Origin of the sequence: Sphingomonas qilianensis, from assembly GCF_039614825.1 — a bacterium.
Taxonomy (GTDB): Bacteria; Pseudomonadota; Alphaproteobacteria; order Sphingomonadales; family Sphingomonadaceae; genus Sphingomonas; species Sphingomonas qilianensis.
The window spans coordinates 64104-76685 of the sequence record NZ_JBDIMF010000008.1; the positions used below are offsets into that span (position 1 = coordinate 64104).

Consider the following 12582-nt stretch of genomic DNA (forward strand, 5'->3'; position numbering starts at 1 on the left):
ATGGCCCTGCTCGATCCCCCTACCCGCATTCGTGACACGATCGGCCTTGATGGCGATGGCAGCGTGCAGGTGCAGCTCGATCCCGCCGATCGCATCGGCACCGCCAAGGTCTTTGCGGTCTATGGCAAGGGCGGGATCGGCAAGTCGACCACCTCGTCCAATCTCTCCGCCGCCTTCTCGCTGCTCGGCAAGCGCGTGCTGCAGATCGGCTGCGATCCCAAGCATGATAGCACGTTTACGTTGACGAAGAAGTTGATGCCCACCGTAATCGACATGCTCGAAACCGTCGAGTTCCACGCCGAGGAGCTGCGCCCCGAGGATTATATGTTCGAGGGGTATAATGGCGTGATGTGCGTGGAGGCCGGCGGGCCACCCGCCGGTACCGGGTGCGGCGGTTATGTCGTTGGGCAGACGGTTAAACTACTTAAGCAACATCATTTGCTAGAAGAAACCGATGTCGTGTTGTTCGACGTGCTGGGAGATGTAGTGTGTGGCGGGTTCGCCGCGCCGCTGCAGCATGCCGAGCGCGCCGTGGTGGTGGCGTCGAACGATTTCGACAGCATCTTCGCGATGAATCGCATCGTCGCGGCGATCAAGGCCAAAGCGAAGAATTACGACGTGCGCATGGCCGGGGTGATCGCCAATCGCTCCGCTGCGACCGACGAGATCGATCGCTTCAACGCCGCGACCGGGCTGAAGACGCTGGCGCATTTCCCCGATCTCGACGCCATCCGCCGCAGCCGGCTCAAGAAATGCACCCTGTTCGAAATGGAGCAGACGCCCGAGGTGGCTGCGGCCTGCGACGAATATAAGCGCCTCGCCGCGACGATGTGGGCCGGCTGCCCCGCACTCGACGCCGAGCCGATGAAGGATCGCGACATTTTCGAGTTTCTGGGGTTCGAATGATGGCCAGCAATTGCCCCTCCAGTTACGCCGACCGCCGCGGGCGGCTGGAAGACTATTTCGATCGCACGGCGTCGAAGACGTGGGAGCGGCTGACCTCCGACGCTCCGGTCAGCGGCATCCGCGCCACCGTCCGCGCGGGGCGCAACCGCATGCGCGATACATTGCTGTCCTGGCTCCCCACTGACATGACCGGGTTGCGGTTGCTGGACGCGGGTTGCGGCACGGGCGCGCTGGCGGTGGAAGCGGCGCGACGCGGCGCTTGCGTGGTGGCGATCGATGTCGCCGGTAGCCTTGTCAGCGTGGCGCGCGATCGTGCGCCCGCCGGCCTGGCGATCGACTGGCGCGTCGGCGACATGCTCGATCCCGCCCTCGGCCACTTCGATCACGTCGTCGCGATGGATTCGCTGATCCATTACGCCAGCAGCGATATCGTCACCGTGGTGCAGGGACTGATCGAGCGCACCAGCGGCTCGCTGCTGTTCACCTTCGCTCCCGCCACGCGCCCGCTGGTGGTGATGCACGCGGCGGGCAAGCTTTTTCCGCGCGCCGACCGCGCGCCGGCGATCGAGCCGGTGCGCGAGCGGCTGCTGCGCACCTTGCTCAGCCACGCCGTCCCGCACGCGCGGATCGCGCGCGACACACGCATCGCCAGTGGTTTCTACACCAGCCATGCGCTGGAGTTGCGCGCTGCATGAGCCGCCTCGCCGCCTTGACCCAGGGCACGTTCTGGAACCGGCTTGGCAGCCGTTTTCTGCCCTTTGCCGATGCGGCGACGGACGATCTGCCGCTCCGCCGCATCCTCCGGCTGTCACTCTTCCAGGTCTCGGTCGGCATGGCGGCGGTGTTGCTCACGGGCACGCTCAACCGCGTGATGATCGTCGAACTCGGCATGTCCGCCAGCCTGGTCGCGGCGATGGTCTCGCTACCGCTGCTGTTTGCGCCGCTGCGCGCGCTGATCGGCTTCCGATCGGATCATCACGGTTCGGTGCTAGGCTGGAAGCGCGTTCCCTATATCTGGTTCGGCACCTTGCTGCAGTTCGGCGGGCTGGCCGTCCTGCCCTTCGCGCTGCTGGTGATGACCGGCACCGGCACCGGCCCTGCCTGGGTCGGTCAGATCTGCGCCGCGGTCGGCTTCCTGCTGGTCGGCGCCGGGATGCACACCACGCAGACCGCCGGCCTGGCGCTCGCCACCGATCTCGCCCCCGAACATGCCCGGCCGCGCGTCGTCGCCTTGCTGTACGTGATGCTGCTGGCGGGCATGATGGTCAGCGCGATCGTCATCGGCCGGCTGCTCGCCGATTTCACCCCGACCAAGCTGGTGCAGATCGTGCAGGGTGCCGCGGCGCTGACCATGGTGCTAAACCTCACCGCCTTGTGGAAGCAGGAGGCGCGCAACCGCAGCGCCCATCTCGTGCGGCGTGACCGCCCGGCCTTCGGCACCGCCTGGACGCAATTCATCGCCCGCCCCCGAACGCTGCGGCTGCTGGTCGCGGTGGGCTTGGGCGCCGCCGCATTCAGCATGCAGGATGTGCTGCTCGAGCCTTATGGCGGGCAGATCCTCGGCCTCTCGGTCGGCGCCACCACCGCACTCACCGCCTTGTGGGCGCTCGGCATGCTCGCCGGCTTCGCGCTTGCCGCCAAGCGGCTCGGCGAGGGCGACGATCCGCACCGATTGGCGGGATATGGCGGCGTGGTCGGCATCGCCGCCTTTTTCTGCGTGATCTTTGCCGGTGCGCTCGGCGCGGTGGCGCTGCTCGGCATCGGCGCGACCTTGATCGGATTGGGCGGCGGGCTGTTCTCGGTCGGCACGCTGACCGCGGCGATGGCCATATCCGACGAAGATTCATTGAGTGGCCGCACCGGTCTAGCGCTGGGCGCCTGGGGCGCAGTGCAGGCGACCTGCGCGGGCCTGGCCATCGTGCTCGGCGCGGCGCTGCGCGACCTCGTTGGCGCGGCGGCGGTGGCAGGCGAGCTCGGCTCGACGCTGGCCAGTCCGGTCAGCGGCTATGCCGCGGTGTACTGCATCGAGATCGTGCTGCTGCTGGGCACGCTGGTCGCGCTCGGCCCGCTGGTGCGGGGCAATGCAGCGCCCGCCTTCCCCACTGTTCCACGCTTTGGTCTTAGCGAATTTCCGATCTGAAAGGGCAAGACATGAATCCGCATCTTACTTCCGGCCTCGATGTCGCCCTGCTGGTCTTCTGGGCGTTCCTGTTGTTCTTCCTTTGCCTGGTCTTTTATCTGCGCCGCGAGGATCGCCGCGAAGGCTATCCGCTCGAGGACGAGATGACCGGCCGGCTCGATACGGTCGGCGGGCCGCTGCACACTGCCAGCGCCAAATCGTTTCTGCTGCCGTTCGGCCACGGCCGCGTCTTTACCGACGCAAGCGCGCGCGAACCGGTCAATATCGCGGCGCGGCGCACCGATCGCTTCGCCGGCGCGCCTTACGCTCCGACCGGCAATCCCCTCGTCGACGGCATCGGTCCCGCCGCTTGGGCCAACCGCGCCAAACGCCCCGATATCGACATGGACGGCCACCCCCGCATCGTGCCGCTCAGTGCCGCAACGGGCTATTCGATCGCTTATCAGGATCCGACGATGCTGGGCTGGCCGGTGGTCGGCGCCGATGGCGCGATCGCCGGTACGATCGCAGAACTGTGGGTCGATCGTGCGGATCGCCTGATCCGCTATCTCCAGGTCGACATCGGCGAGCGATCGGTACTCGCGCCGATGATGATGGCCAGCGTGGATCGTCGCCGCGGGCGCGTGGTGATCGATGCGATCCGCGCCGATCAGTTCGCTGATGCGCCGCGGATCGACGCAACCGACCAGATCACGCTGTACGAGGAGGAGCGCGTGCAGGCTTATTTCGGCGGCGGCTATCTCTATGCGTCGGCAGACCGGCAGGAGCCGCTGATATGATCGAGTATGACAACGAGCCGATCCCCGGCCTGCCCGGCGTGCCGCCGCCGGGCGAACGCATCCTGTGGCAAGGCGCGCCCGACTGGCGCGTGCTGGCGCGCACGGCATTCCACACGCGCTTGGTCGCCGGCTATTTCGCGCTGCTGGCGCTATGGGCAGTGGCCAGTGCCGGCTTGCAGGGCATCCGATCACCGGGCGACCTGATTGGCGCGGCGATGACAGTGATTGCGGGGATTGTCGGGGTCGCCTTGCTGCACCTGCTTGCCTGGGGCACAGCCCGCACGACCCTGTATACGTTGACCAATCGCCGCGTCGTGCTGCGCATCGGCATGGCGCTGCCCAAATGTATCAATCTACCGCTGAAGCTGATCGGCGCGGTCGATCTCGCCCAGCGGCGCGATGGCTTTGGCGACGTGCCGCTGACGCTGACGGGCACGCAAAGCCTTGGTTTCGTCGCCTTATGGCCGCATGCCCGGCCATGGAAGATCGTCGCTCCGCAACCGATGCTGCGCGCGCTGCCGGAGGCCGCCACCGTCGCCGCTCTGATCGGGCGCCACTGCCTCGCCGCCCATCCCGACGGGCAGCTCGCCGTTCCGGAAAGCGCCACGCAGCAGGCGCCCGCCTTCGCCGAGGCGCAGGCGGCATGAGCCAGACGCTCACCTCCAGCATGCTCCCGCGCAGCACGTTGATCGCCGCCGGTGTGCTCGTGTTGTTCACACTCGCCGCCACGGGCATCGTGCGCCTCGCGCATATTGCCCCCGCCGCCTCGCCCGTGCTGCTGCGCGAACAGGCGCACATCATGCCGGTCAAGACCCGCACGCTGCGCTTTACCGATCGCGCGGATGGCGCGGTGGTCATTGCCGATGTGCGGGGCGGCACTGCGGCGGTGATCGCGCCCGGCGAAAAAACCGGCTTCATCCGCGGCGTGATGCGCGGGCTCGCACGCGAGCGGCGCGCACACGGCATCGGTGATCGACCGCCCTTCACGCTGACGCTGTGGCGCAATGGCGAATTGTCGCTGACTGACACCGCCACCGGCCGCGCGATCGAACTGACCGCATTTGGCTCGACCAATCGCGCGACCTTCGCCGCGCTACTCGATGCAAAAGGGCCAACCACATGAGCGCGCTGCGCCGTATCCAGTTCGACACGCCGTGCCGCATCCAGCTGGAGCATAGCGATGAATTCCTCTGCGCGCATGTCGAGCTAGCGGACAATATCCCGATCGGTCCGGGGGATCGCGTCCGCGTGCATGGCGCGCCGATCAGCATCGGCTTTGGCGAGCGCTGCAGCATCGAGCGCATCGCGACGGTCGAGCGCGCCAGCACGATCGAGCGCTGGTGGACCAAATTTGCCGGCCATTTCGAGATGACCGAATTGTACGAGGTCAGCTTTTCCGATCGGAGCATATGATGAACGCCATTGCCTCCCTGGACACCGATACGCTGGCCATCGCGCGCCGCGATACGATGTTGTCGCCGCGTTTTTACACCACCGATTTCGCCGCGATGGACCGGATCGACATTTCCCCGGTGCGCGCCGAGTGGGATGCGTTGATCGCCGAGATGGTCGCGGATCCCAACCGGCTACATTTCAAACGCACCGACCAATTCGACGGGGTGATCGAGAGCCTGCCCGAAGCGCTGCGCGCCGAATTCACCGATTTCCTCGTCAGCTCGCTCACCGCCGAATTCTCCGGCTGCATCCTCTATGCCGAAATCGCCAAGCGCGTGACCAACCCCGATATCAAGCAGCTGTTCAGGCTGATGAGCCGCGACGAAAGCCGCCATGCCGGCTTCATCAACGATACGTTGAAGGATGCCGGTATTGGCGTCGATCTCGGCTTCCTCACGCGAGTAAAGAAATACACCTATTTCCGCCCGAAATTCATTTTCTACGCCACCTATCTGAGCGAAAAGATCGGTTACGCGCGCTACATCACCATTTACCGCCATCTGGCCGCGCACCCGGAATTGCGTTTCCACCCGATCTTCGACTGGTTCGAATTGTGGTGCAATGACGAGTTCCGCCACGGCGACGCGTTTGCCATCCTGATGCGTACCGATCCCACCTTGCTTGGTGGCATCAACAAATGGTGGATCCGCTTCTTCCTCGTCGCGGTCTATGCCACGATGTATGTGCGCGATCACAACCGCCCGGCGTTTCACAAGGCGCTTGGCATCGATCCGACCGACTATGACTTGCGGGTGTACACGATCTGCTCGGAGATCACCCGCCAGGTCTTCCCCGTCGTGCTGGATAGTGACGGCCCGCGGTTCCGCGGCGGGCTGGAGCGGATGCGCCGCATCGCCGGCGCGATCGATGCCGCCAAGGCGCAGGGCGGCGTGATCGGCGGGATCAAGCGCTTCGGCCTGATCGGCGCCGCCGCGGCCAGCTTCGCCTGGCTGTATCTCACGCCGGTCAAGCGCAATGTGGCGCCCGCCGTGGTGCGGCTGGTCCCGGCGTGGTGAGCATCCCGCCACTCCTCTTTGCGCTGCTCATGTGGTTTATCGGCACCGGCGCGGTGGTGTGGCTCGACAGCCGCCCGGCGCACACCTTCCGCACCAGCCTGACGCTTGCCGGGCTGGTGGCGATCGCCGCGCTCGCTCTGGTCTGGGCCAAGGCCGATGATGCCAGCACGAGCGGCGCCTATATCGGGTTCGGCGCAGCGATCGTGATCTGGGGCTGGCACGAAATGAGCTTCCTGATGGGGCATATCGCCGGCCCGAACCGCGCCGAATGTCCGCCGGGCGCGACCGGCTGGGCGCGGTTCAGCGCCGCGACGATGACCGTGATCCATCACGAACTGGCCATCGCGGCCACCGCGATCCTGCTCGTCGCGCTGACCTGGGGCGCACCCAATCAGGCCGCACCGCTCACCTTCCTGCTGCTCTTCGCGCTCAGGTTGTCGGCCAAGTTCAATTTGTACCTCGGCGTGCCCAATCTCAGCGACGAAGTGTTTCCGGCCCATCTTGCCTATCTCAAAAGCTATTTCCGCAAGCGCCGGTTGAATGCGCTGTTTCCGTTGTCGATCCTGTTCGGCAGCGGCACCGCCGGGTGGGCGTGGATCAGTGCGGAAGCGGCGCCCGCGGGGAGCGGCGCCTCGGCCAGCGCGACCTTGCTGGCCGGGCTCGCCGTGCTCGGCGTGGTCGAGCATCTTTTTCTGGTACTGCCGCTGCGCGACGCGAAAATGTGGCGCTGGGCCTCGAACACCCGAGCGGCGGAAGCCGCCATTACCGACCGAGGGGGGATCGCATGAATTACGAAGCATTTTTCGAGGCCGAGCTGGCCACGCTCAAGGACGATGGCAATTATCGCATCTTCGCCGAGCTCGAGCGCCAGGCAGGGGCGTTCCCCGCGGCCGAACAGTTCGTTGATGACCTGCGGCGCCCCGTGACGGTGTGGTGTTCCAACGATTATCTCGGCATGGGCCAGCATCCGAAGGTGCTGGCGGCGATGCACGAAACGCTCGATCGCTGCGGCGCCGGCGCGGGCGGCACGCGCAATATCTCCGGAACCACGCACAGCCATGTGCTGCTCGAGGCGGAGCTCGCCGATCTTCATGGCAAGGAAGCGGCGCTGTTGTTCACGAGCGGCTATGTCTCGAACTGGGCGGCATTGGGTACGCTGGGGGCACGACTGCCCGGCTGCGTGATCCTGTCGGACGCGCTCAACCATGCTTCGATGATCGAGGGCATCCGGCACAGCCGCGCCGAGGTGCAGAAGTTTGTTCATAATTCTCCGGACGATCTCGATCGGCGGTTGGCAGCGCTTGATCCGTCGCGGCCCAAGCTCGTCGCGTTCGAAAGCGTCTATTCGATGGATGGCGACATCGCGCCGATCGCCGAAATCCTCGACGTTTGCGACGCGCACGGCGCGATGTCGTATCTCGATGAAGTGCACGGCGTCGGGCTATACGGCGCGCGCGGCGGCGGCATTGCCGAGCGCGAGGGGCTGATGGACCGCGTCACCGTGATCGAGGGGACGTTGGGCAAGGCATTCGGCGTGATGGGCGGCTATATCGCGGCGTCGGCCGCTTTGTGCGATTTTGTGCGCAGCTTCGCCAGCGGCTTCATCTTCACGACGGCGCTGCCCCCCGCGCTCGCCGCCGGCGCCGCCGCCAGCATCCGACATCTCAAGAGCAGCGAGATCGAACGCACCAAGCATCGCGATCGTGTCGCCAGGGTGCGCCGCCGGCTCGACGCGATCGGCATCCCGACGCTCGACAATCCTAGCCATATCATCCCGGTGATGGTCGGCGACGCGCACAAGTGCAAACGGATCAGCGATTGGCTGCTCGAACATCACGGCATCTATGTGCAGCCGATCAACTACCCCACCGTCCCCGTCGGCACCGAGCGGCTGCGGCTGACGCCGTCGCCGGTTCACACGGACAGCGATATCGATATATTGGTCAGTGCGCTCAGCGAAATCTGGTCACAATGCGAACTGGCGCGGCGCGCGCTGGCCGCCTGACCGCCTCAGCGGGGCGGCTCTTCGCCCAGTTGGCGATGGAGCCGCCAGCGCCCCAGCGCGACCGCCATCATCACCAGCGGGACGGTGACCGCCAACGCAACATCGTGCCGTAAACCGGGTACGGCGGACAGCAGATACCCGACCAGGGCGACGAGATAATAGCTGATCGCCACCACCGACAGCCCCTCGACCGTCTGTTGCAGCCGCAATTGCAATTTGGCCCGGCGATCCATCGACAAAAGCAGATCGCGATTTTGCTTGCTCAGCGCGATGTCGATTCGCGTGCGCAGCAACTCGCTCGTCCAGGCCGCGCGCTGCGACAGATCCTCGAGCCGGGCGGAGAAGGACGCGCAGGTGCGAACCGCCGGCACCAATCGCCGCTCGGTAAAATCGGCCAAGGTTTGGAAGCCGCGCACCGCGCCGATACGCAGACTGGCCAGGCGATCCGTGCTGAGTTGAGCATAGGCGCGGGTCGCGCTCATGCGGTAGCGCGTTTCCGCCACCAGCCTGGCGAGCTCGGCCGAGAGATAGGTCAACTCGTCGAGCAGCTGATCGTCCTGCGACGTACGCTCGGAGACCGCCTGGGTAAGCTCGGCGAGCCGGGCCTCGAGCTGGGACACGCTGGGCGTCAGGCGCTGCGCCAACGGCAGGCCAAGCAGCGCCATGTTGCGATAATTGCCCAGTTCCTGCATGCGCATGACGAGCTGTGCCGGTTCGTCCCGCTCGAGCCCGCGATCGAGCACCAACAGGCGGCCATAGCCATCATCGTTAAGGCGGAAATCCGATACGATCCGCGCGGTGCCGTCCGCTACATCGCACACTATCGTCGCTTCGGGCGCAAACCATGTGTCAAGATCGCCCGCTTGCGGATCGGCTGCCGCGCCGTGGGTCAGCGCGATCTGCGTAGCGCGAATGACCGCGCCCGGCATGCTGGCCGACACGGTGGACAAGGCAGGCTCGAACTGCGCGGGATCGAATGGCGCGTCGAATGATCCGGACCGGATCAACGTGTAAGTCGCGAACTCGGTGTGGCGTTCCCACACCAGGATCAGCCCGGCGATGAATACGACGCCATATTTGCTCGCCAGCGGCACGATGGTTCGTGCGCTCGCACTGAGCGCCTCGATATGCTCTCGCGCCGCATCTGCCGTGGCCTCGTCCAGCACGGTTACGATCTGGATCAAACGGCACGGCGCGGCAAAGCGCGGCAATCGCCGGAGGTGCATTTCCTCGGAGAGCGCAGCGCGCAATTGGTGGTCGCGCACCATCCGCTCAGCCCCCGATCATCGTCGCCACGCCACTGCTCGGCGCGGCGCTGCTCACCGCTGCCCGGTCATTGCCGCCGGCTGCGCGAACGCAGCCGGCACCGCCGTCGCGGCGCCCGGCCCGCCTTCGGGCGTCGCGCTCGGCTTGGCCGTCCCCCACAGGATCGGTGCTTGCGCCATCATGCTCACCCCGCCCAACGGTTTGGGCAAACCCTGGTGGCACGTCGTGCAATTGACCTTGTAGACGTCGCCATGCGGCCCCTTGCGATAAGCGGGGAAGACCGATTGCAACGAGGCGATATAATTCGTGTTGATGTCGCGCACCATGCGAATGCCATAATAGGCCGTGCCACGCTGCGCGCTGCTCAGGTTCCATGAGCGGAAGGACTGGCTATTGTGGCAGTAGGTGCAGTTGACGCCCAGCGCGGAGCTGACATGCATCATTATGCCGTAGGATTTTTCGGCCTCCTTGATCGACACGATATGCTTGGCGCTGGGAAACGCGCTGCTGCTCGCCACCCGTATCTGGCTGCGCCCCAGCAAATATTGCGCGAACGGATCATAAGGCAGCGAAGAATAGCCGACATTGCCGTTGGGCGAGTTTTGCCCATGCTTGTTGCGGAGAATCTTGCCTGGCTCCGGAGTCCCCTCAGCCAGCGCCCACATATTCTGTGGGACGGCATTGCCGCCGTGGCAGGTATAACAGGTCACGCCGGTCTGCTTGACATGATTGGCCCAGCGCGCGTTGATCGTCTGCGTCATCTGCACCATGCGCCGCGCCACGATCTTGGTGTATTTCTCGTCCGACGCCATGTTTTCAGGATTATGGCAATAGCTGCAGCCCTGCTCCGGCGGGGCGATCCACTGGTTCATCTCCGCCATCAGATGGTCGAACCGTTCCTTGCTCAACCCGCTCAGCACCTTGACGTTCTGGTAGCTTTGCCCCGCGGTCGGCCCGCCATCGGGCGGCAACGGATAAGGCGCCGGCGGAATAGCCGCCTGTTCCTTGATCTGGCTGACATCGACGATCTGCTCCAGTCCGGTGCCGCGAAACCCGGTCTGCGTCGCTTGCTTGGCGCCTAACTCGCAGCCACCAAGCAGCACAAGCGCGGCGCCCGCCGCGATCGGCGCGATCATGCGGGTCATTGCGGCGCTCCCGGCAGAGTTGCAGGATCAAGTACACCGGTGCTTGGATAGCCGGGCGCATAACCGTGCAGCACTGCCCATAGATACCAATTGTCGACCACCGTGCCGGTCAGCAAAATGCCGATTGCTCCGGTTAACGGGGTGAGCACGGCAAACCACCAAGCCCAGCGGTGGATCGATTCAGCGGTCGCGTTGAAGCCCATCGTCCAGCGCCAGAACAGCGCGCCGCGTTCGAACGCCGTCCCGCGATCGACGATCTGCTCGATCTCGCGCTCGCTGCCATAGCGGCCGGTGGCCAGCACCGTGCCGCCATGCATCGCGAACAACATGGTCGACCCGTAGAGAAACACGATCGAGAGGCAGTGGAACGGATTGTAGAACAGATTGCCGTAGCGGATCGAGAACGCCGCGGTCCAGTCGAGATGCGGGAAGATGCCGAACGGAACCGCCTCCGCCCAGCTTTGCATGAGCAGCGGGCGGATGAACCCCAGCGTCAGGATCAGCAGTATACCGGCGCCAAAGGCCCAGGCGACATGCGTGCCCATGCCCAGCGCGCGCGCGCGCGCAAACGTGCGCACCCACCACAGGATCAGTGCAGCGCTCATGAAAAAGCCCGCCATCTGCCACCAGCCGCCTTCGGCCAGCGGCACCATCATCTGAAACCCCCATTGCGGCCCCGGTGGCTCCAGCGCCAACCAAGGCAATTGGCGGGCGAACTGGATCGGATCCCAGCCGACGCTGGCAAACATATTGAGCCCGATGATTTCGAACGCGGTAAAGGCGCAGACCAGCGAGGCGATGCCGAGCTTGCCGAGATAGATCGGCCCGATCTGCGCCGCGCCCAATTTGCCGGCCCAATAATTGTAGCTGCCCTGCCCCAATCGTCGGAAGCTGCCTGGCGGCAGCAGCGGCCCCGCCTCAAGCGGACCGCGCAGCTGCACCTGCGTAAAAATATTCTGATAGCGCGCCATCATACCCCCCTCAGGACCAGATCGGCAGATTGAGCCACCACGTCCACCATTCGGGCCAGCCGCGTGTCCACAACGGCCCCGAGATGATGATGCAGATCGCACTCCAGAAACCCGCGCTCAGCGCGAGGAACAGGCCCAGCCGGTGGATGCCGAGCGTGCCGATCGAATAGCCGATAGTATCGCGGAAGAATGCGTCCTCATATTCGGGCGACTTGATCGTTTCCCCAGGCCCTACATTGACGGCCGACAACACCAGCGCCCCGTGAAAGGCGAGCGCCCCGCCTGTGACGAAGAAGAAGCTCACCGCGAGCATGTGCGCCGGATTGTAGTGGAAGTGGAGATATTGGTAGCCGGTGTTGGACACCCAATCGAGATGACTGAAGATGCCGTAAGGGAAGCCAAAGCCCCAGGCGCCCAGCATCCACGGCCGGATGACCACTAGCGAAACATAGGCAAAGATCGCAAAGCCGTAAGCGATCGGCACATGATAGCCCATGCCGAGCTTGCGGCAGATCTCGGCCTGGCGCAGCGCCCAGGATACGAACGCGCCGATCGCGAAGAGCGTGATGATCTGCCAAAAACCGCCTTCGCGCAGCGGCGCGAGCGAGAGGCCATAGGAAATGTCCGGCGGGGCGATGTTGATCAGCCACGGATTCCACGTTGGCCCGAGCGATGCCGCATAAAAGATCAGCAAGGTGCCAAGCGACGCGCAGATCGCGGTGATGACCCCGAAAAAGCCGACGTAAAAGGGGCCGACCCAGAAATCGAACAGGTCGCCGCCCAGCAGCGTGCCCCCCCGCACCCGATATTTCCGCTCGAAGCTCAGCAGCGCCATGACATCTCTCCGCCTCGCCGCAGATGCCGCGAGATCGTTCGTGTTAGGTCTTCCTTGGGCGGCG

At 65.1% G+C, this 12582-nt stretch carries 14 protein-coding genes; 10 read left to right on the forward strand and 4 right to left on the reverse strand.

Translation table 11 applies throughout. From position 1 onward, the window contains the following. Genes bchL through hemA form a run of 10 tightly spaced genes read left to right on the forward strand, consistent with a single transcriptional unit; the run spans nucleotide 1 to nucleotide 8301 of the window. Entirely contained in the window at nucleotides 1–906 is a 906-nt protein-coding gene (gene bchL / locus ABC969_RS15945) for a ferredoxin:protochlorophyllide reductase (ATP-dependent) iron-sulfur ATP-binding protein (RefSeq protein WP_345866149.1), read from the forward strand. Then, nucleotides 906–1601, forward strand: a complete 696-nt coding sequence (gene bchM, locus ABC969_RS15950) for a magnesium protoporphyrin IX methyltransferase (protein ID WP_345866239.1) — start codon at nucleotides 906–908, stop codon at nucleotides 1599–1601. Before bchL ends, bchM begins: the two co-directional genes overlap by 1 nt. Further along, complete coding sequence (locus tag ABC969_RS15955; RefSeq protein ID WP_345866150.1) at nucleotides 1598–3046, forward strand: BCD family MFS transporter; 1449 nt, start codon at nucleotides 1598–1600, stop codon at nucleotides 3044–3046. The genes bchM and ABC969_RS15955 overlap by 4 nt, the downstream gene beginning before the upstream one ends. A gap of 11 nt (nucleotides 3047–3057) precedes the next feature. Further along, nucleotides 3058–3825 (forward strand): photosynthetic reaction center subunit H, encoded by a 768-nt coding sequence (puhA, locus tag ABC969_RS15960; protein WP_345866151.1) that lies wholly within the window; start codon nucleotides 3058–3060, stop codon nucleotides 3823–3825. Continuing rightward, nucleotides 3822–4472, forward strand: a complete 651-nt coding sequence (gene puhB, locus ABC969_RS15965) for a photosynthetic complex putative assembly protein PuhB (RefSeq protein WP_345866152.1) — start codon at nucleotides 3822–3824, stop codon at nucleotides 4470–4472. The genes puhA and puhB overlap by 4 nt, the downstream gene beginning before the upstream one ends. Further along, entirely contained in the window at nucleotides 4469–4948 is a 480-nt protein-coding gene (gene puhC, locus ABC969_RS15970) for a photosynthetic complex assembly protein PuhC (RefSeq protein WP_345866153.1), read from the forward strand. The genes puhB and puhC overlap by 4 nt, the downstream gene beginning before the upstream one ends. Further along, nucleotides 4945–5238, forward strand: coding sequence for a hypothetical protein (locus ABC969_RS15975; RefSeq protein ID WP_345866154.1), 294 nt, complete (start codon nucleotides 4945–4947; stop codon nucleotides 5236–5238). Before puhC ends, ABC969_RS15975 begins: the two co-directional genes overlap by 4 nt. Beyond that, a complete protein-coding gene (acsF, locus tag ABC969_RS15980) occupies nucleotides 5238–6296 on the forward strand; it encodes a magnesium-protoporphyrin IX monomethyl ester (oxidative) cyclase (RefSeq protein ID WP_345866155.1) in 1059 nt (352 codons plus the stop codon). Before ABC969_RS15975 ends, acsF begins: the two co-directional genes overlap by 1 nt. Further along, nucleotides 6293–7084 (forward strand): putative photosynthetic complex assembly protein PuhE, encoded by a 792-nt coding sequence (puhE, locus tag ABC969_RS15985; RefSeq protein ID WP_345866156.1) that lies wholly within the window; start codon nucleotides 6293–6295, stop codon nucleotides 7082–7084. The genes acsF and puhE overlap by 4 nt, the downstream gene beginning before the upstream one ends. After that, complete coding sequence (gene hemA, locus ABC969_RS15990) at nucleotides 7081–8301, forward strand: 5-aminolevulinate synthase (protein ID WP_345866157.1); 1221 nt, start codon at nucleotides 7081–7083, stop codon at nucleotides 8299–8301. Before puhE ends, hemA begins: the two co-directional genes overlap by 4 nt. 5 nt (nucleotides 8302–8306) lie before the next feature. Here the strand turns inward: hemA and ABC969_RS15995 are convergent, their stop codons facing one another. The 4 genes from ABC969_RS15995 to pufL are packed head-to-tail and all read right to left on the reverse strand — an operon-like array spanning nucleotide 8307 to nucleotide 12518. Further along, nucleotides 8307–9569 carry a DUF3422 domain-containing protein gene (locus tag ABC969_RS15995; protein ID WP_345866158.1) on the reverse strand — a complete coding sequence of 421 codons (1263 nt, stop codon included), beginning with the start codon at nucleotides 9567–9569 and terminating at the stop codon, nucleotides 8307–8309. A gap of 51 nt (nucleotides 9570–9620) precedes the next feature. Continuing rightward, the gene (gene pufC, locus ABC969_RS16000) at nucleotides 9621–10712 is read right to left on the reverse strand and encodes a photosynthetic reaction center cytochrome PufC (RefSeq protein ID WP_345866159.1); all 1092 of its coding nucleotides are present in this window, start codon (nucleotides 10710–10712) and stop codon (nucleotides 9621–9623) included. After that, a complete protein-coding gene (gene pufM / locus ABC969_RS16005) occupies nucleotides 10709–11683 on the reverse strand; it encodes a photosynthetic reaction center subunit M (RefSeq protein ID WP_345866160.1) in 975 nt (324 codons plus the stop codon). The genes pufC and pufM overlap by 4 nt, the downstream gene beginning before the upstream one ends. A 10-nt stretch (nucleotides 11684–11693) precedes the next feature. Then, a complete protein-coding gene (gene pufL, locus ABC969_RS16010; RefSeq protein ID WP_345866162.1) occupies nucleotides 11694–12518 on the reverse strand; it encodes a photosynthetic reaction center subunit L in 825 nt (274 codons plus the stop codon). Nucleotides 12519–12582: the final 64 nt, after the last annotated feature.

What these genes read in the sequence shown, in the direction of transcription:
- bchL (WP_345866149.1), top strand. Translation starts at nt 1, where the DNA reads ATGGCCCTGCTCGATCCCCCTACCCGCATTCGTGACACGATCGGCCTT.
- bchM (WP_345866239.1), top strand. Translation starts at nt 906, where the DNA reads ATGGCCAGCAATTGCCCCTCCAGTTACGCCGACCGCCGCGGGCGGCTG.
- ABC969_RS15955 (WP_345866150.1), top strand. Translation starts at nt 1,598, where the DNA reads ATGAGCCGCCTCGCCGCCTTGACCCAGGGCACGTTCTGGAACCGGCTT.
- puhA (WP_345866151.1), top strand. Translation starts at nt 3,058, where the DNA reads ATGAATCCGCATCTTACTTCCGGCCTCGATGTCGCCCTGCTGGTCTTC.
- puhB (WP_345866152.1), top strand. Translation starts at nt 3,822, where the DNA reads ATGATCGAGTATGACAACGAGCCGATCCCCGGCCTGCCCGGCGTGCCG.
- puhC (WP_345866153.1), top strand. Translation starts at nt 4,469, where the DNA reads ATGAGCCAGACGCTCACCTCCAGCATGCTCCCGCGCAGCACGTTGATC.
- ABC969_RS15975 (WP_345866154.1), top strand. Translation starts at nt 4,945, where the DNA reads ATGAGCGCGCTGCGCCGTATCCAGTTCGACACGCCGTGCCGCATCCAG.
- acsF (WP_345866155.1), top strand. Translation starts at nt 5,238, where the DNA reads ATGAACGCCATTGCCTCCCTGGACACCGATACGCTGGCCATCGCGCGC.
- hemA (WP_345866157.1), top strand. Translation starts at nt 7,081, where the DNA reads ATGAATTACGAAGCATTTTTCGAGGCCGAGCTGGCCACGCTCAAGGAC.
- ABC969_RS15995 (WP_345866158.1), bottom strand. Translation starts at nt 9,569, where the DNA reads ATGGTGCGCGACCACCAATTGCGCGCTGCGCTCTCCGAGGAAATGCAC.
- pufC (WP_345866159.1), bottom strand. Translation starts at nt 10,712, where the DNA reads ATGACCCGCATGATCGCGCCGATCGCGGCGGGCGCCGCGCTTGTGCTG.
- pufM (WP_345866160.1), bottom strand. Translation starts at nt 11,683, where the DNA reads ATGGCGCGCTATCAGAATATTTTTACGCAGGTGCAGCTGCGCGGTCCG.
- pufL (WP_345866162.1), bottom strand. Translation starts at nt 12,518, where the DNA reads ATGGCGCTGCTGAGCTTCGAGCGGAAATATCGGGTGCGGGGGGGCACG.